Here is a 23867-nt window from a genome sequence, read left to right as displayed (position 1 = left end):
GTGGATTACTCCCTTCATCATCACGACTCGTAAACATTAACTTGAGAGGTTTGGAGTAGTACTACAAACCCCTCAACAATGAATTTAGATTTGACCAAATAATAGTAGTGGTATCTAGTTAAAAATGCTTTTTTGGTTTCGTATATCTTCTATACGTGATTAATCACGTTTATCTAACAGAAGTTACAGTCGCTATCAGCCCTCTTCAATCTTAGTACACCAAGTTTCCAGTACCGCGTAACTGACGCAAAGAATTTATACACAATGGACAGTCACATTTAAATAACTTAATTGCAGCATCGCTTTCCTCGTCAGTAAAATTCAACATGGCAACATTCTGATCTGATACTGATGTGACAATGGTTGAGGAACGTGTAGATGAGGTATACGGTTGCTTTCTCTCTGAATCTCGAATGCAGACAAAATCTGTTCCGCCATGTGGGTTAGTGATACAGGTACGACCGTCTTGGGTGTGCATTAATCGCTGAGTAATACTACTACTAGCATGGGCAGGATGAAATACTGCCAGGGTAGACATCAGCGACACAAAAATTGAGGAGGTGGAAAGCAAATTCAGGATAATCTTTTTGTTCATAAATTCCTTGAGAAAATTGTCTACTAGCTTAGGGTATTCGATTCACTTTCAAACTTCAAGTGAATTTTTACTGAGAATAGCTAGATTGACACTTGTTACCCAAAAAAGTTCCATATCTACACAGATAGATCGAAAATTAGGTGGGTATAAATAAACATAATACCCAGAAGGGCGACTTCTGGTCAAAAGTCGCGCTTCTATGTCTTGAGCTTTTTATGTTTAATTAGGTTGATCTATTTACCTAGTTAAAGTCTGCGTAGACGCGTAGCGGTGAGGCAGCGCTTGGCTGTAGATAAACATTCTAGCTAGGACTCGTAAACAGCCAGCTTGAAATAGTTTGCAATAACAGCCAAGCATTTAAACTGCCGATAATAATCGCTACTAACCACGATAAAATCTGCAACCACCAAGGATTGACAAATTCACCCATTAAGGATTTATTACTTGTAAACATCACCAACGGCACGACGGCAAATGATAGCTGTAAACTCAAAATCACTTGGCTGAAAATTAGTAAGCTGCCTGTACTCTTTTCTCCCAAAAGCATAATTGAAATTAATGCTGGGATAATGGCAATTAATCTAGTTGATAACCTACGTAACCAAGGTTTCAGACGCAGATTCAAAAAGCCTTCCATGACAATCTGCCCTGCTAAGGTGGCGGTAAGGGTTGAACTTTGCCCGGAAGCAAGTAATGCCAATCCAAAAATTGCGCTGGCGGCATTCACACCCAATAAGGGAGAGAGCAATTTATAAGCATCTTGAATTTCTGCAACATCCTGATAACCAGAAAAATGAAAAGTGGCGGCAGCAATAATCAAAATTGCTGAGTTGATAAACAAGGCGAAACATAAAGCAACTGTACAATCGATTGTGCTAAACTTAATAGCTTCCCATTTCTTTTGGGATGTTGATTCCCAATCCCGTGTCTGCACGATTGATGAATGCAAATACAGGTTGTGTGGCATCACTGTTGCCCCCAAAATACCAATAGCAATGTAGAGCATTTCTGGGTTCTGCACAATTTCTATTTTGGGAAGATATCCTAATAAAACTCCTCCCAAATGAGGACGTGAAAAGATGATTTCTGCTGCAAAGCAGATGCCTACAGTTGCTACTAACAAGATTACCAAAGCTTCTGTATAACGAAAGCCTTTGTTTTGTAGCAGTAACAATACAAATACATCTAGGGCTGTTATACACACGCCCCAACTCAGGGGAATGCCAAAAAGCAGTTGCAGCGCGATCGCACTTCCCAAAACTTCCGCTAAGTCACAAGCGGCGATCGCTATCTCACAAAGTACCCATAACCCGAAGTTGACACGCCGACTGAAGTGATCTCGACAAGCCTGCGCTAAATCTCGGCCCGTTGCTACTCCCAACCGCACACACAACGATTGCATTAAAATCGCCATCAAGTTGGAAAGCATAATCACCGTTAGCAGCGCATAACCAAATTTAGCCCCGCCAGCTAAATCAGTCGCCCAATTACCAGGGTCCATATACCCTACAGATACGAGATATCCTGGACCTGCATAAGCCAACATCTTGCGCCAGATGCTTTTGGTATTAGGAATTTTAATGCTGCGGTGAACTTCAGGTAGGCTGGGCTTCCTGTCTGGGTTTTCTGGAAAGGGCATTTGTTTACACTCTCAATTTTTCATAATTCTGTCATAATTTCTGAAAAAACTGACAAGAATAGCTACCTTGAGAAGGTTACAAATCTTGATATTCATTAAATATTAGTAGAAAGATTCAACAATAAACCTAAATTTTGTATTGATATAGATTCTCGTTCTTAAATTATCAACTTGTAAAAACTTCTTTTTTAAATTAAGTTAAGAACAGGCTCATATATCAAATAACTTACTAGCCTTAACAGATAAAATGAAGCAAAAAGTACATTCAGAATCTTCAGGTTGTTCCCACTGTGAACATGATCATGATGAGAATCATAACCATGATCATGATGAGAATCATAACCATGACCACAATCATGATCACGGTGGAGAATTCAATCTGAAAAATGAGGTATTGCCCTTGGTAGTGATTTTAAGTTTATATGCGCCTGGTATAATCTTTGAAAATCAATTACACAATACACTTTACTCAATAGGTGAATATCTGCTTTTCATCCCAGCCTATTTATTAAGTGGATGGAGTGTTTTAAAAACTGCTGGGCGGAATATACTCAGAGGTAAAATATTTGATGAAACATTTTTGATGACAGTAGCGACACTAGGGGCGATCGCAATTCATAAATTACCCGAAGCTGTCGGAGTCATGTTATTTTATAAAATTGGGGAATTGTTCCAAGATATTGCCATTAGTCGTTCCCGTAATTCTATTAAAGCTTTATTGGAAGTACGCCCAGATTATGCCAATATTCAAACAGAGGGAGGACTCAAAAAAGTATCGCCAGAAACAGTAAATATTGGGGATATTATCGTCGTAAAACCCGGAGAAAAGATTCCCTTAGATGGCGAAATTATAGATGGGAATTCGCAAGTTGATACATCTGCACTAACTGGAGAATCTGTGCCGCGAACGGTGAGGTTGGGAGAAACAGTTTTGGCTGGGATGATCAACAAAATGGGTGTTCTCAGCATTAGAGTCACAAAACTTTTTGCTGAATCTTCCATTGCTAAGATTTTAGACTTGGTGCAAAATGCTAAAAGTAAAAAAGCAGAAACAGAAAAATTTATTACTAAATTTGCCAGATATTACACACCAATAGTAGTTTTTACATCTCTAGCAGTTGCACTATTACCTCCTTTATTCATTTCGGGTGCAACTTCTTCAGAATGGGTTTATCGCGCCCTAATTTTATTAGTTATCTCCTGTCCGTGTGGACTCGTAATCAGTATTCCATTAGGTTACTTTGGAGGTGTGGGAGGTGCAGCTAGACGTGGTATTTTGGTTAAAGGCTCTACTTTTTTAGATACTTTAAATGCAGTTAATACAGTTGTTTTTGATAAAACTGGAACGTTAACAAAAGGGGTATTCAAAGTAGTAAAAATAGTACCTTTAAATGGCTGGAATGAACAAGAATTGCTGCAATTAGCTGCCAAAGTAGAATCGCACTCAAATCATCCGATCGCTCAATCTATCCGCAAGGCTTATGGTGGAAAAATCGATGAATTAGAGGTGAGAGATTATGAAGAGATAGCAGGTTATGGAATTAGAGCTAAGGTTGAAAATAGGGTAGTGATAGCGGGAAGCGATCGCCTATTACATAGAGAGAAGATTACTCATGATAATTGCGAGTTAGACGGAACAGTTATTCATCTAGCAGTGGATGACATTTACGCTGGATATATAGTCATTGCTGATGAACTAAAAGAAGATGCAAGACTTGCTATTCAAACACTCAAGCAAATGGGTGTAGAGAGAACAGTAATGTTGACAGGAGATAATCAAGCGATCGCTTCTCGGATTGCTCAACAGCTTGGCATAGATAGCTATGAAGCAGAGTTATTACCTGAAGAAAAAGTTAATGCGATTGAAAAATTAATCAGCACCGCCGGCAAGCATGGTAAAGTTATCTTTGTTGGGGATGGCATTAATGATGCGCCAGTGATTGCTAGAGCAGATGTTGGTATGGCAATGGGCGGCTTAGGCTCAGATGCAGCGATCGAAACTGCCGATATTGTGATTATGACAGATGCACCGTTAAAAGTGGCAGAAGCAATACAAATAGCTAGAAAAACAAGGCAAATTGTTTGGCAAAATATTGGGTTTGCTTTAGCAATTAAAGGTGTATTTATTGGATTGGGTATTTTAGGTATAGCGACAATGTGGGAAGCTGTCTTTGCTGATGTCGGAGTAGCAATGCTTGCAATTTTAAACGCAACTAGAGCGATGAAATAAAATTTGTCTCAAATCGGGAATCTATAATTGGGAAATTGTAGTAGTTAAAAGTGAAGAGTAAGGAGTTGTTTCTTTAACGCTTCTCACTTATATTCTCCTACCCAAAATAGAACCGATGAATTCATCAATCAAAGGCATTGCTACAGCTACTTTAGTTTTACTGCTAAACTATTCGGCAAACCCAGGCTTTGCACTACCCCAGAAAATCAATCATCCAGTTAGTGTTGCTAAATCGCAACCATTTACAGACACCTTAATCGTTCCTGGGGAAAGAGTTGGGCCGATAACACGCGCAACTACCAGGCAAGATTTAGTGAAGTTATTTGGTGCATCCCACCTTCTTGATAAAACTATCTCTGGTGCTGAAGGAATGGGTAGTTTTGCAGCTACTGAGGTGAACCTAAATCAGGAGCGATCTTTACTGGTAGTTTGGAGTGATAATACTCGTACTAAACCTTTACACGTGAGTAACCTGGGTTCAGCTTGGAAAACGCGCGAAGGTATTGGAGTGGGAACCCCTTTGAGCGAATTACGTAAGAAATTAGGTAATTTTAAACTCTATGGATTGGGATGGGACTATGGCGGTACTATTTTGTTAGATAATAGCCGATTATCTAGCTATGAGGGCAAACTGATTCTACAAGTACATACTGCTGCTAATGCTGCTCAGAAATATCCCAATGATTATCGAGCAGTGTCAGGCGATCGCACTTTGTCCTCCAGCAATCCCCACTGGAAGCCTTTGGGAATTAGGCTAGCAGAAATTATCGTTCTACTGAATCCGAGTCAGTAGTAGTAAGCTGCTAAATATTAAGTTTGCTCGTTTACACGGAGGAAGACTGTCTCGCACTTCCCCACAAGTTATGGAGTGTAAAAGGCGATCGCATCTACCAAATCCTAAAGCATCATGCAAACCCCAATGTTACGATGCAATCATGAGACTTATCTAAATATACAGTTATTTGGCGGATGGAAGTTAGGATTTCCCCACCCAGAAAACGAGGAAAATAGAGATATTCAGTTAATTGGTGTTTGTTTATACTATTTCAAATTTTTGTAGTCGTTATACTCATGACTTAGGTTCTACCTGGGAATTAGGAAGTGGCTTTGCCACTTCTTTTTATTGATAGGGTAGATTATTGACACTCCCCGCGATAAATCGACGGGGATTCTAGACATAATATTAGTCATTACTCATTGTATCTTGCCATCTCTCACGCTTGGGCTTACTCTCCACATCACGCGATCGCGCTTCTTGCCAAGTCCCCCACATTAGGGATTGCTGTTTTTCAACATGGTTAATAAACTGCATGATTGACTGATCTGCTTTGATGGGAGTTTTCAAATCAAACTTAATTGTTTGAACAATCTTGATGTCACCCATGAGAAAGTATTTACCTACAATATTAGTCAGCCATAGCACAACTCGATTGCATAACCAACCAAAAATTCCTTTACGTTTTTTAGTCATCAACAGGATTTGACCTTCAGTTTTTCCCCCTTCGTGAAGGCGAACTGCAAACATCGTGTGGACATGGAAGAAATCGGGGCCAAGTGTCACAATGCCAATGCTACCGTACCAATAGCAAATACTGTAAGTTATGGCATTTTTGTAGAAAAGACGGATGAGCTTAATGAAAAACGAATTGTCTTTGATGGGCGTAGTATTGCTGAAGATAATAGCATTATCGTTGAGTTCTTGTCTTTCAAAAATAACTTCTAATGGCAGTTTGTGAACTGCATTGAGGTGTTGAGCATCAATCGCATTAATCATCACCACATTGGGGTGACAGTTCATAACGAAGTGAGAAGGGATGGCGACATCACACTCTTTTTGTTCCAACTCTGGAACAAAAGGTAGGGGTTGTTGTGGTATTTCTCCAGTCCAAACCCAAATCATTCCATATTTCTCAGCAGTAGGCCAAGTTTGTAACTTTAAGGAAAGCGGCGTATCTAAACATGGGATATCAATACACATCCCTTCAGCATCAAACTTCCAGTGGTGGAAAAAACAACGTAGTGCATTACCCTCAACTTTGCCTTCAGCAAGGTGAGCGCCCATATGTGGACAGTAGGCATCAAAGGTAACTACTCTTTTGTCTTTACCACGGTAAATCACTAATTCTCTGCCCAAAATCGTGACAGGTTTTACTTCACCCACCCGCAGATTTTGAGAAGGTATTGCCCAATACCATCCCTCAATAAAACGCTCTGGATTATTAAAATTTTTAGGTTTACGGGTTGAGCTAAAAGTCTGCGAGTTGAGATTCATTTTTATGGTTTCACTTGAAGTGAAGCAGTTAATCTAGAATTAACATGGGAACTTTAAAAAAACAGTTACTTTCAGTACCATGACAAGCTAGCCTCTCCATTTCGGATCAGCTACCGTCTACACACAAGTGATAAAATTACCTAAAAAAAACCTCACCCTTTCCTAAATACACATCCCTCTCCTTAGCAAGGAGAGGGACAGGTTTTGCGTAGCAGAACCAGGGTGAGGTTTCTTTGAGCTAATCAAATATCAGCGAAATTAAGCTAATATTCATTCACAATACAATACGCTTGGTGTTAAGGCTAAAACTCTTTGTGAAACTCAATTTTTTGGCTCTCCTAGACTAGTTATAGAAAATTAATACTTGATATCAGGTTAAGTCCTTACATAGTAGGGGATTCAATAATCAGAAAGCATATTTTTATTAAATATGTGATTCTATTTTAGCGGAATCTTGTTATACCAAGTGTTTTAGGTGTTTTTTAGTATTAATTTATCAAACGAAGTCTAGGAGAGCCAATTTTTTTAACGAACCACAGAGGCGCAGAGAACACAGAGAGAAGGAGGAAATGCTTAACTGAACTGTATTTATTCATAATAGATATTTGAAAAATTAAGACTTAGTAAAATCTCTAATTAGATAAAAATTTCAACTACTGATGCCAAAAAAAATAGTGAAGCGGCGTAGGCGTAGCCCGTCGTAGACATCGCACAACAATTAATTTCCGAGTTTTGTGGACAACAAGTCGTTTTTACTCTTGATGCAATACAGTCCTAAAAAAACTGTATCGCTGATCATCAATAGTGGCAATAACTACCTGATTGGATTAAAAGTTTTTTCTTTCTTTGTATGAAACCACCCTGCTTCCCTAGTGAAGGGGGAGAATTTAAAGCCTCTCCCCTTCAAGGTTTGGAGAGAGGTTTTCCAGATGCCGTGAAAAGTCAGATCCTCAATGCCCCATCCCCATGCTCTATGTCTGAATTGGATTTGTATCAATGTCAAATTTGTTAGCGATCGCGTCTATTATTTCTTGCTCAACTGATGTAGTCTGATTGTCAAGCTGGGCAATTTTGTAACACTGAGCCAACAAGGGTATGGCAAAATCACGATTCAGCTGATTGAGCAATATATCTAAAGACTTAGGTGATTTGATATTTTGGGCAATGGCATCCAAGGAGGTAGAATTAAGGTTTACAGCTTGTAATTCTGGCAAAATTTCTTCCCAAGTCTTTTCTGGATGACTAGCAAGGATCATGTGAACTAAAATTTGATCCATAACGGCTTGTTGAGCGATCGCACTTGACAAATATTTCTCACTTTCGGCTTTTAATGTTGCTAGTGTCTGTGGTGATGTGAGCGAAGTTGATTCATCCAGCTTGACTTCGTAAAATCGACAAGCAGCATACCCCAATGAATAGATCATCGTCGCATTTGAACTAGCTGCGATCGCAGCACCCGCCAAGGGCACATTTCGCAACAAGCCTAATCCCGCAGCTTTCAAAAGACGCTCTCCACCCAAAGCCAAACCAAAAATTGCCAAAACTTCACCTTTACGGGCTGGATCTTTTAAATCTAGCCCGTAGACAGATGCAATTTGATAAAGCATTTCTGACTGCAATTTTGTTGTCGCTGTTAAATCAATTGCGAACAATGCCACTGCTATTCCTGGCAAAATACTAGTGGCTAGTCCAACTGTGGCTGCTTGAGTTGCCTTTTCCACCATGATTCGGTGAGCAATCTGGCTGGGTGATTCATTGGGATACTTTTGCTTAAGCTTGTTTACCGCCGCTTCTGCTTTTTCCAAATCAATAAGGTTAGTAGCACCAATTAGCCAATTGAGATTTAACACTCCAGATAGTTTTCTAATCAGCCAATTTTCGCTAAGGTGATTCACAGCCTGACCGCTAGTTTGAGTTGTTTGCTCAATTAACTTGTGTGTTTGTTTTGCGATCGCTTCTCCCACCCCTACTGCTGTGTCTAAAACTGTTTTGCCAGTCTGAGCAACAGTTTCAACAAAAGACTCTAATCCAGACGGTTTATTTTCTACTGATGATTGAGCCGGGATTTTTACTTCTGAAGTTTTTCTGGGTGAATTAACTAATTTATTCACCTCTATTTCTTGGGGTTGGTCTGCCATTTGACACCATTCTATAAAACCTCTCTCTTTAAACTTGTAGCGAAAGAGTGAGTGGCTTGACATCCCTCTAGAAACGTAAATATCAGTTTAAGATTAACTATTTTATTGTCTGAACAACTGTCTTAATCCATTAGTAATAGGAACATATTGCTCAGAGGTGAGTGTTCCCAAATACGCCAAAACTCGATTTATATCTAATCCCCGTGTTTGATCTAGCAAGAGAATAGAAGACAGAGGTAAACCACCAGCACCAGCTAACAAACGCGGGTATAAGCTGGGATTATTGAAGACCCAAGAACCACTCTGGGTAGTTTTTGAACGGGTGCAAGCATTTTGTCTTGGCCTTAGGAGTGCGATTGCCTCAACTGCTGTATTTTTTTTGTACAATGGCTAGATGTTGCTGATTGGAGGCGATCGCTTTTTCGTAATCTTCCAAAGCACAGTAAGCCATGCCTGAATATATCAGAATCTGCTCATGGGCTTCTTCATCTTGTATTTTGCGTATAATACTTAAACTATTTTGATAGCTTTCGATAGCTTTTATATAATCTCCCTGGCAATAGTAAGCATTGCCCAGATACTTTAGTGCATATCCTTCACCTCTAATGTCTTGGAGTTTTTTCTTAATATTGATGCACTGCTGAAGACAATCAATTGCTTTGACATATTGTCCCAACTTACGATAAATATTTCCTAAATTTGCTAAAATTTTACCCTGGCTATAAGGATCTTTCACTTCCTGTGCAAGCAGTAAAGCCTTTTTACAATATTTAAGAGCTTTCTTACAATTTCCCTGAATCTCATAAGCAAGTCCTAGATTGTTTAAAGCTCCAATTTCACCTGCACTATCCTGAATTTCTTCAGCAATTAACAAGCGTTGCCGATGATATTCAACCGCAGTATTACTATACCTCAGAGAATTGTAAATGCTTCCTAAACTCCCTAGTGCATTTCCTTCTCCTCGTCTGTCTTGTAGTTCCCGTGCCATCACTAAATGTTGATGGTGGTATTGAATTGCTTTTATAGAATCTCCTGATGTCATGTAAGCATTTCCCAGGTTTCCCAGAGCCATACTTTCACCTTCACGGTCTTGAATATTCTGTGCAGTATTTAAATGTATTTGGTGACATTGAATTGCTGTATCAGAGTATCCTAAAGAATCATAAACAATTCCCAGATGTCCAACAGTCATAGCTATACCTTGAACATCGAATATTTTAAATCTAATTCTTAAAGCTTCTTCTAAATAATCAATAGCCTTTGAATACTCACCTTGAGCATGGTAAGACATAGCTATTCCGTTTAAGGCAATAACTTTCAAGATTAAATCGCAATTTTTTATAAGTGGTTCATACAAATCAACTTGCTCATTATAGTATCCCCAAGTACCTAGCTGATCATGTAATAACTGTTTAGTTGGAGTATCAAGACGAGTTAATAGTACTTTACCAGATGCTTCCCAGTTCTGAACTTTGCTAAGGTGGTTAAATGCTTCTAGATAGCGACGAACTTTCTCTAAATTTATAGCATCAGGCGGTGGCTCATCTTCAACAGTGAGGTAATATTCTACGGCTGTGTAATCAGCAAGTTGCTCAATTGGAACTTCATCTAAATTAATTGTTAATTCCGCGAAAAGCAATTGGCCAGGGGTTTGTGAGTTATTTGTCATACTGGTCTACTTCAATTTTTTCTGCTTTGCAATAAATTTTTATAGTGTTCCAGTGCCATGCTGCGAACTAAATTATGTTGTCCCAAAACGCGCTTATTATTGTGGTTAACGGATTCTTCAGCTAGGAAGCGATTACACAATTCTTCTAAAGCTTTTTCTTTACGCTCCTCGTTACACTGCTGATCCTCTAAACGTTTGACAAAATTCACCAATTGCATCAGCCACCCTTCTTCTTGGACAGGAGCGCGATACACTGAAGCAGCGCAAATCAAAATATAAGCATCTTTGACTTGAGTTTCCAATCGTTCAAAAACAGCTTTTAGTCGTTGTTTATTGACCTCTAAGCGGACTTTTCGCGTCAGTTTATGTAATTTCCAATCATCATCACTTCCCACAATTTTTTCAGCGTCTGCTTCAGCTTCTGCCAAAGCTTTTTCTACTTCTGCTATCTTGCTACTGACATAATTCCAGTAGGCTTGCACATTACTCTCAAAATATTCACAAATTTCTTCAATAATCACTCGTAAAACTAGAGGATGTCCCTTGTAAGCCTTTCCAATTCGCAACAGTAGGGGTCTATCGGGTGACTCTTGGCTGATATCTAATCTCGTTGTCTCGAATAAGGCAATTTGTTCTGATTCGTCTAGTCCATAGAGTACTTGGCGATGCCAAAAAAGTTTGTAGCGATAGTCAACCAACTTCACTGGCAAATCCTGTGAAGTTACAATTAATCGACTTTGACAAGATTCTGCTGACAATAAGCTGACAAAGAATTTTTCCCACCACTCATCGGCAAAATCTCCCCAGCCTTCTTCTTCATTTCCCGTCAATAGTGCTTCTAGAGAATCAATCAACACTAGCACCTGATTCTCTTGCAAGTATTTTACTAACCTCGGCCACAATCGTTCTGGCTTTTGATCTTCTGCTGAGAGTTTTTCTCCGCACTCTTCGAGCCATCTAGCAGCGACACTAGCAAAATCTTTGGTTTCATACTCGCTATCAAAATTCGCTCTCTTGAACTTTTTTTTCCAGTCTCCAGAGAACCAGTTTTGTAGCTCCACCGCCAATCGTTCAGCCAAAGCGGTTTTACCGATTCCCGTGAGTCCCAGGATCAGCAATAGGCGACACGATCCTCCAAGCTTCTCACTCAGTTCAGCAACTAGCTGTTCTCGACCTACCCATGACGAATCATAGCGAAAAAAACCATCTGGGGGAGCAGACAGCTTAGATATAATATCGCCAACTTGACCAACTGGCTTAGTAATTTCTCGCTTGTCTAGCCCTAACGCTTCACAAATTTTTTCAAATTTCGAGATATACACCGGTTTGCTATTAACAAAATTACTGACTGTAGATAGAGCTATCTCTAGATGGGCTGCTAAGTCCCCCTGAGTAAGAAAACTATTACGTTCTATAGCAAGTAGAATTTCTTTCTTACGCTCAGGATGGATCTTGATTGTTCGTGGCATCGCTCGTCATAAAAATTTGTCTAAATTGTAGCAATATCCACACTGAGTTTAAGTCAGTTATGAACTCAGCTATCAATTCAGGTATCACTAAGATACGACCTCAGTAAGCTTTTTCAGAATATGGGACTGTAGAGTTTTTCAGGAAAAGTAACTCCATGTCTCAAGCACAACCCATTATTAGCCAACCAACAACTACTTTACCTATTGATCCAATTCCGTTATTGCAGAGCAACAGTCCATCTGCCATTATCCTGAGCATCGCAATTTTACTCTGGGTTTTGCGCCCTGTGATGTTACAGCAAAAGTCGGATACTTCTGAAAAATCAGCTGCTTCTGAGAGCAAGCCCACCCATTTTGGCAAAAGAGCGATCGCTTTCCTAATGCAAGTTCTGAAATCAGATAGCTTTGAGTAGTTAAAGTACTAATGCTTGTGGGCGATTTGCACTCGTAGAGCGATTGCCCTTCAGTTTATCCTCTCACCTCTAGCCCCGTACCTATATCAGCATTACTTTCTAAAAAGTCGTTATCCTTAAGAATTTCATAGAGATTTGTATCTTGCTCTAGCAAGCAAGCGTGTCCACAATGGGGCAACACCACAATCTTGTTATTTGGTAAGATATTCCCTATCCGCTTCACTTCAGTTACAGAAGGTAAAAGGCGATCGCTAGCACCAGCAATCAACAAAACTGGTTGAGTTAAGCGACCTAACTGTTGCTCATCAACATGAAACTCTCGCAGTAAAGACAATCGCCAAAGAACGGTTTCTGATGGGACAGAACGCATAGTTTTTAGCAGATCATGGCGATCGCTCCGAGAAATGCGTGGCAAAGATGCTAAAAAGGGTAACAACCCCAGTGCGCCAACATCATACAACCCTGATGGCACTAAGTAAGTAAGTTGGGATACCCAACTCAACCAAGGACGAAGATGAAAGGACGAAGCTGGATTAATTAGAATAATTCGCTTAAATAAATGCGGTGTTTGGATTGCCACTTTCATTGCCAAGCAACCACCAAAGGACTCACCACACAGGTAAACTGGCCTCTGAGGGATTTTTTCTAATTCGGCGTGGATCAAGTCCAATACACTCTTAGTTAGGACATCCCAAGTGTTAAGGTCTTTGCGTGGGATCGCCAAACTGCGGACATCAAAGCCCGCTTCTAATCCAGCAGTTTGCGATCGCAATAGTTGGCCAGTTCCATCCATTCCTGGCAAATATACCAATAGTGGATACTCTGGCTGTACTCGTTCAGGAGTCAGGAAACAAGGATTTAGCTCAACTTCTGGAATAGTCATTGGTAACGAGTCAATGGTATAAAACTTTTGAAATGCTGATTGTTACTTATAAAAACTTCGGTGCTTTTGACCTTAATAGCAACCTTGACGCAGTAAGTTGCTAATTTCGCCGTGACAGTGTTCCGTCAGTTCAGCCACAACAGTTCTGGCCTGTTTGCCGTGATATTTTTTCTGATGTTGGGGCGTAATCCAATAAGGGCGACCGATTAACACCGCAACCCGCCGATAAATTACCACAGGATGCCAACCACCTTGGTTAAATAAAGGTTCTGAAGGGTCAAATACACTCAAAAGCTTTAAGGGGAAGCCATTCGTCTTTACCTCTTCTAAGGAGGCGATCGCGATCGGCAAAATAGCTAAATCCTGCACCTTCGCTCTCAATGCCAAATGAGCAAATCCCCGATGAAATTCACCCACCTGGTTTGGCTGAGTAAATTTCACCATTGGTTCAGTCCCTTCTGGAAATACTCCCACCATCTGCTTCGACTGCAATAGCACCTGCGACTGTGAAAAAAAGCTTTGCTGGCGGTTTTGAGTTTCCTCTAAAGGAAAACACCCCAAATGTCCGGTGACAATCTCCCGCATTACTGGCACTTGTCCCATATAGTGATGGCAAGCAAAGCGAATCGGACTCGATAACGCCGCCATTAAAATCGGTGCATCCATAAAGCTGCGGTGATTGCTGACTACTAATACGCTAGCATCCTGGGGAATGCGGTCTTCATAATAGCGAAACATTTGCGTTGAGAATGCCGCCACTAAAGCGCGAGAAATCTCCAGGGGGCTATTTCTACTCATACCTAATCAATATATTTTTCCGGTAAATATGGCAGTTTATCTTAAATTAATTTTTACATTTCTTTACTATTGCCATCACCGTCTTAAGATAGAAATGTCTGATCCACAAAAGTAGTTAGATTTTCTGCGTTTGGGATTATGTATTCCTGAACACAATAATATTATCTAATAGTAGCTATTTAAAAAAACTATGATTAGTTATTTTCCATCTTTTAGGCAATAATCAGCTGAATTGATCGATATTACAAAAGGATTCTTGACCTGAGAATTTTGCTAATATTAAGTTATTATTGGAAAAAATAGGAATAATATTGTATAATCTCCTGGTTTTACCGATAAAAGTTAAGAAGTAAAGCGTTTTAATAAGTTGATTTTTATTTTGCATGAATCTAGTGAATAAAAAAGAATTGACATTTGCACTGACAACACCGCTATATTATGTCAACGATGTTCCCCATATAGGCAGTGCTTATACGACGATCGCAGCAGATGTAGTCGCGCGATTTCAGAGGCTACTGGGGCATCGGGTATTACTAATTACCGGTACAGATGAGCATGGGCAAAAAATTCAGCGATCGGCAGAAAGTGTAGGCAAAGCACCACAAGAGTTTTGTGATGAAATTGTCCCTAGCTTTGTGAGTTTGTGGCAGTTACTAGACATTCAATACGATCGCTTTAGTCGGACTACTGCACCTCGTCATCAAGCGATCGTCAAAGAATTCTTTGAGCGAGTCTGGGAATCTGGTGATATCTACCAGGGACAACAACAAGGCTGGTATTGCGTATCCTGCGAAGAATTCAAAGAAGAACGCGATCTGTTAGAAGGACACCGTTGCCCGATTCATACTAACAAAGAAGTCGAGTGGCGAGACGAGCAAAACTATTTTTTCCGCTTATCGAAATATCAAAATAAGCTGACAGAATTTTATCAATCTAAACCGGATTTTATTCAACCAGAAAGTCGGCGTAATGAAGTCCTCAGCTTTGTAAATCAAGGGCTGCAAGACTTTTCAATTTCACGGGTAAATCTAGATTGGGGTTTTCCCGTACCAGTTGATCCCAAGCACACCCTTTATGTCTGGTTTGATGCGCTGCTAGGTTATGTCACAGCATTACTAGAACCAGATGCAGAACCGACTTTAGAAAATGCTTTAGAAACATGGTGGCCGATTAACTTGCACCTAATTGGTAAAGATATTCTCCGCTTCCATGCAGTTTATTGGCCGGCAATGTTGTTGTCGGCTGGCTTACCCTTGCCAGAACGAGTATTTGGGCATGGCTTTTTGACCAAAGATGGTCAGAAGATGGGCAAAAGTCTGGGTAACACCCTTGATCCTGTAGCGTTAGTTCAGCGCTATGGTAGTGATGCCGTTCGTTATTACTTCCTTAAGGAAATCGAATTTGGCAAGGATGGAGATTTTAATGAAGTAAGGTTCATTAATGTTCTGAATGCAGATTTGGCAAATGATTTAGGTAATTTGCTTAATCGCACCTTGAATATGGTGAAGAAATACTGCACCCAGAATAAAGTCCCATCAATCGGCAATGAAGCGATTCCTGACGAAAATCCATTGAAAGCAATTGGTTTACCTCTAGGAGAACAGGTAAAACAAGCATACCAGGAGCTAGCTTTCAGTCAAGCCTGCGAGTCCATCCTTTCACTGGTGCAAGCCAGTAATAAGTTTATTGATGAACAAGCTCCTTGGTCATTATATAAACAGGGACAACAGGAATCGGTAGAAAAGGTTCTCTACGCAGTTCTAGAATCAGTTAGACTAGCAGCTTATCTGATATCCCCAATTATTCCGAACATCAGTAGCGATATTTATCAGCAGTTGGGCTTCGGAATAAACTTTAACGATCAAATACAAAGTTCAATTACCGCTCCTTTTGCCACCCATGCGACATGGGGGATACTATCTACTAAACAACAGTTGGGTACACCCCAACCGGTTTTTAAGCGAATAGAACCCCCGAAAAACGATTAGTCCTTATCAAACTCTGATTTTGTTCAATTTCTTATTCTCTCAAAAAATTTATCGGGGCTTAACTTAAATTAGTCCCGAAACATTATCATAAGCCGCTGTGACTAGCATCTAAAAGTTGGGAATTTGTATCAAAAATAACAGGGATAAAAATTGAGGTATCACAATGATGTTGAATAATTTTGAAACCGATTCAATCTTTACGCCAGAACAAGTTTTGGAGAATCGGGGCAGGGTTGCCATATTTATTGATGGCTCAAATCTATTTTACGCTGCATTGCAACTAGGGATCGAAATCGATTACACGAAGCTCTTGTGTCGGTTAACTGGGGGTTCTAGACTACTGCGGTCTTTTTTCTACACGGGTGTAGACCGGACAAACGAGAAGCAACAGGGGTTTTTGCTGTGGATGCGTCGCAATGGCTATCGAGTCATTGCTAAGGATTTAGTCCAGCTACCAGATGGCTCTAAAAAAGCTAACCTGGATGTAGAAATAGCTGTAGACATGATGGCGCTAGTAGATTCTTATGATACCGCAGTTTTAGTTAGCGGTGATGGAGATTTGGCTTATGCGGTAAATTCAGTTAGTTATCGCGGTGTGCGAGTAGAAGTGGTGAGTTTACGTTCGATGACCAGCGACAGCTTAATTAATGTAAGCGATCGCTACATTGATTTAGAAGCCATCAAAGAGGAGATTCAAAAAACCCCTCGCCAAAGCTATCCATATCGGCCTTTATCTGGTATCGGTTTTTTGGAAGACCCCAGAACTAGTGATGGACACCTAGAAATCCAAGAATAATGGCGCATCAATTTCATCAAAGGGGGAGACGGGGAAAGAAAAAAATTCAAAATTTCTCCTCGGCTTCTTCCTTCCTTCTTTTACCGTTGACCTTTTTCTTGGTATTTGGTTTAGTTGCTTGCGGGGGGAAAACCCCCTCAAATTCTCAACAAAATACTGGGGGATCATCTAATCAAGATAACAATTTAACTTTTTTTGATGTCACCTTAGAACAAGCAGATGAAGTCGGACGACCGATTTGGAAAGTCAGGGCTAAACGGGCAAAATACACCAAAGAAAAACAAATTGGTCAGGCTGAAAGTCCTTATGGTGAACTATACCAAGATGGCAAAGTGGTTTACCAAATCAAGGCAGATGTAGCAGACATTGAACAGGATGGAAAGCAGTTACTTCTTAAGGGTAAGATATTTGCCACAGACCCTAGTAATGGAATTCTGTTGCGAGGTAATGAATTAGAATGGCGCCCTAAAGAAGATTTGTTGATTGTCCGCAACCAGATTAACGGTACTCATAAACAACTACAAGCAGTGGCGCAGGAAGCGCGAGTTAAAACCCGCGAACAGCGCATGGAATTTTCTGGAGGGGTAGTAGCCAATTCCACTGATCCCCAGATGCAAGTCCGAACTGAGCATTTGATCTGGAATATTAAAGAAGAAAAATTGATTAGCGATCGCCCCATCCAAATTGACCGCTACAAAAATAATAAAATTAGCGATCGCGGCAAGGGAAATTCTGCTGAAGTCAACCTAAAAACGAAAATTGCCACTATTCAACAGAATGCTCAATTAGAATTACTAGACCCACCAGTGCAAATAGCTAGTAACTCTATGATCTGGAACATGAACGCCGAAACTGTGACTACAAATTCTCCCGTGCGTATGTTCCAGCGTGTTGAAAATCTTACCGTGACCGCCAATCAAGGTGAAATGAAAATACCGCAAAAAACGGTTTATTTAACAGGTAATGTCAACGCCATTGGTCAGCGTCGCCAGTCTTTGAAATCTAATACATTAACTTGGTATTTAGACAATAAGTTAGTTGAAGCTCAGGGAAATATACTTTATCGGCAAGTTGATCCACCTTTAAATTTTACGGGTGAAACAGCCGTTGGTAATCTGCAAACAGAAAATATTGTTGTCAAAGGTGGCAGTTCTAGCGGTAGAGTAGTAACGGAGATTATTCCTCAAGAAAAAGCCAATCGTCAGTAGTAGAGTTAGGGGGAATGGGGAGTGGGGAGTGGGGGAGATCAGGAAGTTTTTGAACTCGGTTAACTCACATCTTGCACCTAGCCCTAGCGATTAGAAATCGCGGCTATACAAACGAAGTCCGCCTGCGCGGACTAACACAAAATCAATGTTTTCAACCCGCGCAGGCGGGTTTTGCCTGTGTAGCCGCGACTTCCAGTCGCCTGGTGCAAGATATAAGTTAACGAGTGTCTGAGTGATGAGAGAGATGAACAAGATTCTAACTCCCCTCATCCTCTCACTCCCCCCCACTCATAAATTTTGGTCGAGTACTAGGCTAGGATCTTAATACTACAACTCCTTTGATAACCCATGAATGGATCAAACCGATTAGGTAGGAAATCCTTGCCAACATCCCAACAAGCAGAAAATTCCGACCATGACGATATAGACCATGAGCATACAGATCATACTCATGGGACTGGAGATTTGGCTCATGCTCACATCCATAGCGAAGAGTCTTTACGGCGAATTGTCAATCGATTATCGCGTATAGAAGGACATGTTCGCGGTATTAAGGCAATGGTGCAGCAAAGTAGCCCTTGTCCTGATGTTCTACTGCAAATTGCCGCAGTCCGCGGCGCATTGGATCGGGTAGCGCGAATCGTTTTGGATGAACATTTAACTGACTGTATTGGTAGAGCCGCACAAGAAGGTAATATTGATGTTGAAATTAAACAGTTGAAAGCTGCTTTGGATCGATTTTTACCTTAAGAATTAAAAAAATAAAAAATTAACTAGCACGACAAGACATTTTGTAGAGATGTCAGATTTGGTGTATTGACTCAGGTAGAGGGTTCTTTATGCCAAAATTAACACAAGTGTCTCACAGTCATAGCAGATAGTCTGGGCAGTTCCAAAGCATGACATTACCTATCTTGTCAAGGATTAAAATAATTCGTAATTCGTAATGACGCTCGCGGAAATGACTTTAAAAAAATATAAATTTAACTATTATTTAAATGTCAATATCAACAAACCTCTAATTCTTTTCTTCCACGGCTTCATGGGAAACATTAATGAATTTGATGAAGCCATAAAATTACTAGCTGGAGATTTTTCTTATCTCACCATTGACTTACCAGGACATGGTAAAACCCAAGTTTTAGGAGGTGATGAATACTATAAAATAGAACCGACGGCTCAAGGAATAATCAATTTATTAGATGAATTAAAAATAGATAAATGCCACTTAATTGGTTATTCAATGGGCGGAAGATTGGCTTTATACCTAACTCTACATTTCCCAGAACGTTTTATTAAAGTTGTATTAGAATCAGCTTCCCCAGGTTTAGCAACAGAAGCAGATCGATTAGAACGAGTTAGACGTGATGCTCAGATAGCTAGAAAATTAAGCAGAAGTATTATTCAAAATGATTTTGCTACTTTTCTGTCAAATTGGTATAGTCAGCCAATTTTTGGTTCTATCAAAAATCATCCAGAATTTGAAAGATTGCTAGAAAATCGTTTGCAGAATCATCTAACTGAATTAACGAAATCACTCCAATTTATGGGGACTGGTAATCAACCATCTTTATGGGAAAAACTCAAAGACAATACAACGCCTTTACTTTTAGTAGCTGGTGAAAATGATCAAAAGTTTAGAGATATAAATACAGAAATAGCTAATTTATGTAAACTTGCACAACTAAAAGTAATTAGTAATACTGCACATAACATTCACTTTGAAAATCCTGTAGAATTTGTGCAAAATATCAAACATTTTTTCAATAAGCAGTAAACTTATTTTACTGCTTCTTTGGCTGCTTACCTAATGGCTGAATTTGGGGAGTTGGAGCTAACTTTACTTTTGGTGGTTGCTTCGCTGCGGTTAATTCCTCTTGCAACATTTTCTGATAAATCTTAGACAAAGAGCTACTAACAGAATTAGTTTCTATGCCATATCCTAAACTTGTCCAGGTGGGAGAGAGTAGCCGCAAAACATCATTTAACTTTTCCTGACGCAACATTTGAGAAATATCAGTTCCCCAAACTTTAGAATCACTTAACCAACGGTAAACTACTACATCTTGATATTCTGCTTCAAAACTATAACCAGTCCAAAACATCATCTGCATCGGCTTTGGATGATAACGGGGAGCTAAACGATACCAAGTAATGTTGATAATTTGATATCTGCCAGCAGCAGTGGAACAATTACCTGTGTTGGGGCCTGTGACAATTGTGACGCATATCTCAGGATGTCGGCTAAGATCGTTAACTTGCTGTCCGCCATACAACAGCGAATAGGGACGGTTTCCACTTGCCTCACTCGCCGAGATAGTTCGCATTAAAGCGCGGATATAGGGGTCACCCTGTTTCATCACCAAAGGCGGCTGTTTATTTTCAAAGACGGGATCAGAAGGCGATCGCAAGTCTCCAATATACCATTGCAACAAATACACAAAGCCGAGAAGCGCAGCTATTGGCCCAATAAGTTTTTCAACGCCTTTGAATTCAAAGCTTTTCAGAGTCCGACTCCTTCAAATTTGCTCTCTTTGCTAACAACAATGATTGACGCGCTCATTCTGGCAAAGTTCACACCTTCTTGTCAGTTATCATTCCCGATTCGCTCATTTTTTTAATAATTAGAAAAACCCAGTATAAATAAGTATAGCAAACGACATACTCCCAAAAATAGCAAGCGATCGCTCGTCTATCGTGAATGAGCTAAACCCTTTTGGGTGTGGAATAGTGCGATCGCTTACCGATGTTATAATTAGAGAATTGATTTTTCCAGCGATTAGCTATGACAACATAAATATTAAAATCTGTTGAACCTACCCTTTACGATGAAGATTATTATTTATGGGTAGAAACAACGCTTAAACAATTAGAAAATAAAGATATTGAAAATCTCGATTGGCGACATTTAGCAGAAGAAATTGAAGCTTTAGGAATTGAACAAAGACGAAAAGTAGAAAGTTACTTAAAACAATTATTAATTCATCTTTTACTTTTTCGTTATTGGGAAACTCAAAAAGAAGATTGTCAACGAGGCTGGCAAATAGAAATAACTAATTTCTGTGATGAGCTAGAATTTTATTTTCGTTCCAAAACACTTTATAACTATTCTCTTAACTGCTTAGATGCAGTTTATATTAAAGCCAGAAGACAAGCAATTCAAAAAACAGCTTTACGTCCTGAAATTTTTCCAGAAAAATGCCCTTTTACTCCTGAAGATATTTTCAATAGTGAGTACTTTCCAGAATAAAAGTGATTTTATATCGTCTTTTGTGAAGATGAAAGTAATAAAATAGCGATCGCTCGTCTATCGTGAATGAGCATTGCGCTTTACCCCTACGTTTTGGGTATGGGATGGAGCGATCGCTTTACGGAGTAGAATGAATCAAGGGGCGGTCAATTTAGATCGGATATCAGCACTGTTGAAATAGCTCCTTAAAACTTTTTGAGGCTGCTTCCGGTTTGGCAACAATTTCGACAATTTTATTGCGTGCATCGGCTTCAAACAGCGCCTCAACAGCAACTTGGGCGACTTTTTGCCTGGGGATGCTACCCTCGAAAAGTGTATCAGCACTCTGCATCACGATCGCGTCGAGGTTATCTTCATTCTTCAAACCACCAGGCCGCACAATTGTATAAGTAAGACCACTTTTCTGGATGTACTCTTCAGCTTGCTTTTTCCACAGCAAAATCAGCCAAAACAAGTTCAGTGGATGGAATAACTGCGAAGTACACAAAGAGGAAACAAAGACAAAATGCTCAATTCCCTTTGCCTTAGCAGCATTTACTAAATTTTTAGTCCCTTCAAAATCCACTTTATAGGGGCCAGTGGGGTCAAAGCTAGGTTTTGCCCCAGTCGCAACCAACAAAACTGTGCTATCTCCCAACGCAGCATTCAGACTTTCTGGTTGTAACACGTCGCCTACAACCAATTCGGCTTCAGGAGATAGAATACCCCTAGCTTTCTCTATATCCCGCACCAAGGCTCGGACGGGAATATTCCGCGCTATCAACTCTTGCACAATCCGGCGGCCTGTTTCACCCGTTGCCCCTGCTACAAATGCTTTCATGAGAAATGCTATCCTGGGAAACTATTGTGTGCTTGTTCAGTTCTTTATTTTAGTAATTCTATGGAGTTGATGGCAGATTAATGAGGTTTCGGTAAAAATGGGATACTAGTACTAAATGACCCAAGCATCTGGGGAACTCTAAATATAGACGATCAAAAAATTATACAGTAACGCATTTATGCTTTCAAGAAAAAGCGAATATAAATCCTGGGAAATAACAGAAGCAGTTTTACCTGTAGCGTGCAACCAAGAAGAAGCCGAGGACGTATTAATCCAAGCAAATGTAGCGACCCTCACAACATTTTCCGGTAGTTATCAAGATTGTATGGAAATGCCTGCTCCAAGAGAGAAGGTTGCTGAATATCTTAATGCTCACGCCTCATGGTTTGCTCATTGCGCCCAACCCATGAAAGTGCAATCACTTGGGGAAAATGGCTACGCTTTAGTAATTGGTCGTTTTGGTGCTTTTGGTTATGAAGTCGAACCGAAAATTGGTTTGGAATTGTTGCCCCCAGAGGAAGGTATTTACCGCATCCGTACAATCCCCATTCCTGACTACCATCCGCCTGGTTATGACGTCGATTATCGGGCATCTCTACAGTTAATAGAAACCGATGCTTCCACTCGCATTGGCGAGGTTACGAGAGTTGAATGGGAATTGGATTTAAGGGTTTATTTGCACTTTCCCAGGTTTATTCAGCGATTACCCCAGTCTATAATTCAATCTACAGGCGATCGCTTACTTAACCAAATTGTCCGCCAAGTCTCCCGCCGCTTAACTCGCAAAGTTCAGGAAGATTTTCAGAAATCTTTAGAAATACCCTTTGGTGCTAATTCTAAGCAAAATCACTAATTCAAGAGGAGCCAGCGCCACATGACTGGCTCCTTTTGACTCTTGGTTAATCCCTATACTTTAGTGAGAATTCTTTGGACAATTTGCACACCAGTAACAGCCTGCCAAGCAAAAAGTCCCAAAAGTGTGAAATTTAGCAAAATGTGAGTTGCACGCGCCCAATTTGCCCCTTTTTGCATATAAGGAGACAAAGCAGCAGAAAATGCAATCAAACACATCATACCCAGTCCTGCTAGTAGGTGAGACCCAACAAATAACTTACCATTATTGATGTAGGTGACAGCCATAGCTCCGATCGCACCTACTATCATCAAAGCTAGGAGTATAGACCCCATTTGGTAGTGTCTGACGTTATATCTACCTTTAATCAGTTCTTTCTTTTCTTCCCCCTGAGCATTTCTGGTACGCTGTACTTGCAGTCCCAAGTAGCCAGCATAAATTGAGAGTGCTAATAGCGCCCACATCAGCACCGGATGAAAGAAGTTTAGCCAATATTTCACCGACGCAGAAAGTTCCAGACTCATCGTATTCTCGCCTAACTATTAAATCTTCATAAAAATTAGCATAACTCTATTTTCTGTGTTTAAAGTTGCACAAATTAAAAGAAGCTGAAGGATGAGGAGAGAAGACAAGAGTGAAGCCTCACTTACTTTAAGGAGTGGGGAGTGGGGAGTGGGGAGTAAAGAAGAAGCCTTTTCGGGGTGTACTGATTTTTTTCAAAAATCAAATACTAGTCCTATAGTTAAAGTCAGTTAAAACTGACATCTTGCACCATTCTCAATTAGCTGTACTGCCAACCATTGAAGTAAATGTATAAACCCTGAGACCGGGCAAGATTATGGTGTC

At 40.1% G+C, this 23867-nt stretch carries 22 protein-coding genes; 10 read left to right on the top strand and 12 right to left on the bottom strand.

Going from position 1 to position 23867, the window contains the following annotated elements:
- Positions 1-211 precede the first annotated feature (211 nt).
- Both V7L05_RS09390 and V7L05_RS09385 read right to left on the bottom strand, forming a co-directional pair.
- Positions 212-595 carry a hypothetical protein gene (locus tag V7L05_RS09390; protein WP_334951000.1) on the bottom strand — a complete coding sequence of 128 codons (384 nt, stop codon included), beginning with the start codon at positions 593-595 and terminating at the stop codon, positions 212-214.
- Positions 596-896: 301 nt separating this feature from the next.
- Positions 897-2234, bottom strand: coding sequence for an Nramp family divalent metal transporter (locus V7L05_RS09385; RefSeq protein ID WP_335163901.1), 1338 nt, complete (start codon positions 2232-2234; stop codon positions 897-899).
- A 247-nt stretch (positions 2235-2481) separates the two neighbouring features.
- Here V7L05_RS09385 and V7L05_RS09380 point away from each other — a divergent pair, with 247 nt between their 5' ends.
- Positions 2482-4464, top strand: a complete 1983-nt coding sequence (locus V7L05_RS09380; RefSeq protein ID WP_335163900.1) for a heavy metal translocating P-type ATPase — start codon at positions 2482-2484, stop codon at positions 4462-4464.
- A gap of 115 nt (positions 4465-4579) precedes the next feature.
- Entirely contained in the window at positions 4580-5257 is a 678-nt protein-coding gene (locus V7L05_RS09375) for a hypothetical protein (protein WP_335163899.1), read from the top strand.
- A 390-nt stretch (positions 5258-5647) separates the two neighbouring features.
- Here V7L05_RS09375 and V7L05_RS09370 read toward each other — a convergent pair whose 3' ends face one another.
- The 5 genes from V7L05_RS09370 to V7L05_RS09350 form a co-directional block, all read right to left on the bottom strand.
- On the bottom strand, positions 5648-6736 hold the full coding sequence (locus tag V7L05_RS09370) for an aromatic ring-hydroxylating dioxygenase subunit alpha (RefSeq protein ID WP_335163898.1): 1089 nt from the start codon (positions 6734-6736) through the stop codon (positions 5648-5650).
- A 971-nt stretch (positions 6737-7707) separates the two neighbouring features.
- A complete protein-coding gene (locus V7L05_RS09365; RefSeq protein WP_335163897.1) occupies positions 7708-8874 on the bottom strand; it encodes an EcsC family protein in 1167 nt (388 codons plus the stop codon).
- A gap of 102 nt (positions 8875-8976) precedes the next feature.
- A complete protein-coding gene (locus V7L05_RS09360; RefSeq protein ID WP_335163896.1) occupies positions 8977-9261 on the bottom strand; it encodes a hypothetical protein in 285 nt (94 codons plus the stop codon).
- Entirely contained in the window at positions 9236-10543 is a 1308-nt protein-coding gene (locus tag V7L05_RS09355; RefSeq protein ID WP_335163895.1) for a tetratricopeptide repeat protein, read from the bottom strand. Before V7L05_RS09355 ends, V7L05_RS09360 begins: the two co-directional genes overlap by 26 nt.
- An 11-nt stretch (positions 10544-10554) precedes the next feature.
- The gene (locus tag V7L05_RS09350; protein WP_335163894.1) at positions 10555-12012 is read right to left on the bottom strand and encodes a helix-turn-helix domain-containing protein; all 1458 of its coding nucleotides are present in this window, start codon (positions 12010-12012) and stop codon (positions 10555-10557) included.
- A gap of 155 nt (positions 12013-12167) precedes the next feature.
- Here V7L05_RS09350 and V7L05_RS09345 point away from each other — a divergent pair, with 155 nt between their 5' ends.
- A complete protein-coding gene (locus tag V7L05_RS09345) occupies positions 12168-12425 on the top strand; it encodes a hypothetical protein (protein WP_335163893.1) in 258 nt (85 codons plus the stop codon).
- A 55-nt stretch (positions 12426-12480) separates the two neighbouring features.
- Here the strand turns inward: V7L05_RS09345 and V7L05_RS09340 are convergent, their stop codons facing one another.
- Positions 12481-13308, bottom strand: coding sequence for an alpha/beta fold hydrolase (locus V7L05_RS09340; RefSeq protein WP_335163892.1), 828 nt, complete (start codon positions 13306-13308; stop codon positions 12481-12483).
- A gap of 72 nt (positions 13309-13380) precedes the next feature.
- Positions 13381-14106 (bottom strand): lysophospholipid acyltransferase family protein, encoded by a 726-nt coding sequence (locus tag V7L05_RS09335; RefSeq protein ID WP_335163891.1) that lies wholly within the window; start codon positions 14104-14106, stop codon positions 13381-13383.
- Positions 14107-14489: 383 nt separating this feature from the next.
- Between V7L05_RS09335 and metG the strand changes: the two genes are divergently transcribed.
- The 5 genes from metG to menH all read left to right on the top strand — a co-directional run bounded on the left by metG (position 14490) and on the right by menH (position 19875).
- Positions 14490-16094: a methionine--tRNA ligase gene (gene metG / locus V7L05_RS09330; protein ID WP_335163890.1), complete on the top strand. Its 1605-nt coding sequence runs from the start codon at positions 14490-14492 to the stop codon at positions 16092-16094.
- A 166-nt stretch (positions 16095-16260) separates the two neighbouring features.
- Entirely contained in the window at positions 16261-16890 is a 630-nt protein-coding gene (locus V7L05_RS09325; protein WP_334951007.1) for a LabA-like NYN domain-containing protein, read from the top strand.
- Complete coding sequence (gene lptC / locus V7L05_RS09320) at positions 16890-18098, top strand: LPS export ABC transporter periplasmic protein LptC (protein WP_335163889.1); 1209 nt, start codon at positions 16890-16892, stop codon at positions 18096-18098. Before V7L05_RS09325 ends, lptC begins: the two co-directional genes overlap by 1 nt.
- 348 nt (positions 18099-18446) lie before the next feature.
- Positions 18447-18848, top strand: coding sequence for a metal-sensitive transcriptional regulator (locus tag V7L05_RS09315; RefSeq protein WP_335163888.1), 402 nt, complete (start codon positions 18447-18449; stop codon positions 18846-18848).
- Between the two features lie 211 nt (positions 18849-19059).
- Entirely contained in the window at positions 19060-19875 is an 816-nt protein-coding gene (gene menH, locus V7L05_RS09310) for a 2-succinyl-6-hydroxy-2,4-cyclohexadiene-1-carboxylate synthase (protein ID WP_335163887.1), read from the top strand.
- Between the two features lie 7 nt (positions 19876-19882).
- Here menH and V7L05_RS09305 read toward each other — a convergent pair whose 3' ends face one another.
- Entirely contained in the window at positions 19883-20569 is a 687-nt protein-coding gene (locus V7L05_RS09305) for a glycoside hydrolase family 24 protein (protein ID WP_335163907.1), read from the bottom strand.
- A 326-nt stretch (positions 20570-20895) separates the two neighbouring features.
- Here V7L05_RS09305 and V7L05_RS09300 point away from each other — a divergent pair, with 326 nt between their 5' ends.
- Positions 20896-21348, top strand: a complete 453-nt coding sequence (locus tag V7L05_RS09300; RefSeq protein WP_335163906.1) for a DUF29 domain-containing protein — start codon at positions 20896-20898, stop codon at positions 21346-21348.
- A 163-nt stretch (positions 21349-21511) separates the two neighbouring features.
- Here V7L05_RS09300 and V7L05_RS09295 read toward each other — a convergent pair whose 3' ends face one another.
- Positions 21512-22168, bottom strand: a complete 657-nt coding sequence (locus V7L05_RS09295) for an NAD(P)H-binding protein (RefSeq protein ID WP_335163886.1) — start codon at positions 22166-22168, stop codon at positions 21512-21514.
- A gap of 178 nt (positions 22169-22346) precedes the next feature.
- Here V7L05_RS09295 and V7L05_RS09290 point away from each other — a divergent pair, with 178 nt between their 5' ends.
- Complete coding sequence (locus V7L05_RS09290; protein ID WP_335163885.1) at positions 22347-23021, top strand: DUF1997 domain-containing protein; 675 nt, start codon at positions 22347-22349, stop codon at positions 23019-23021.
- A gap of 53 nt (positions 23022-23074) precedes the next feature.
- On the opposite strand, the gene V7L05_RS09285 is transcribed toward V7L05_RS09290, so the two are convergent.
- Positions 23075-23545: a DUF4079 domain-containing protein gene (locus V7L05_RS09285; RefSeq protein ID WP_335163884.1), complete on the bottom strand. Its 471-nt coding sequence runs from the start codon at positions 23543-23545 to the stop codon at positions 23075-23077.
- Positions 23546-23867: the final 322 nt, after the last annotated feature.

The organism is Nostoc sp. (assembly GCF_036917755.1).
GTDB lineage: Bacteria > Cyanobacteriota > Cyanobacteriia > Cyanobacteriales > Nostocaceae > Nostoc.
Note: the sequence above shows the minus strand (reverse complement) of the source record. Positions and strands in the feature narration are given on the sequence as shown.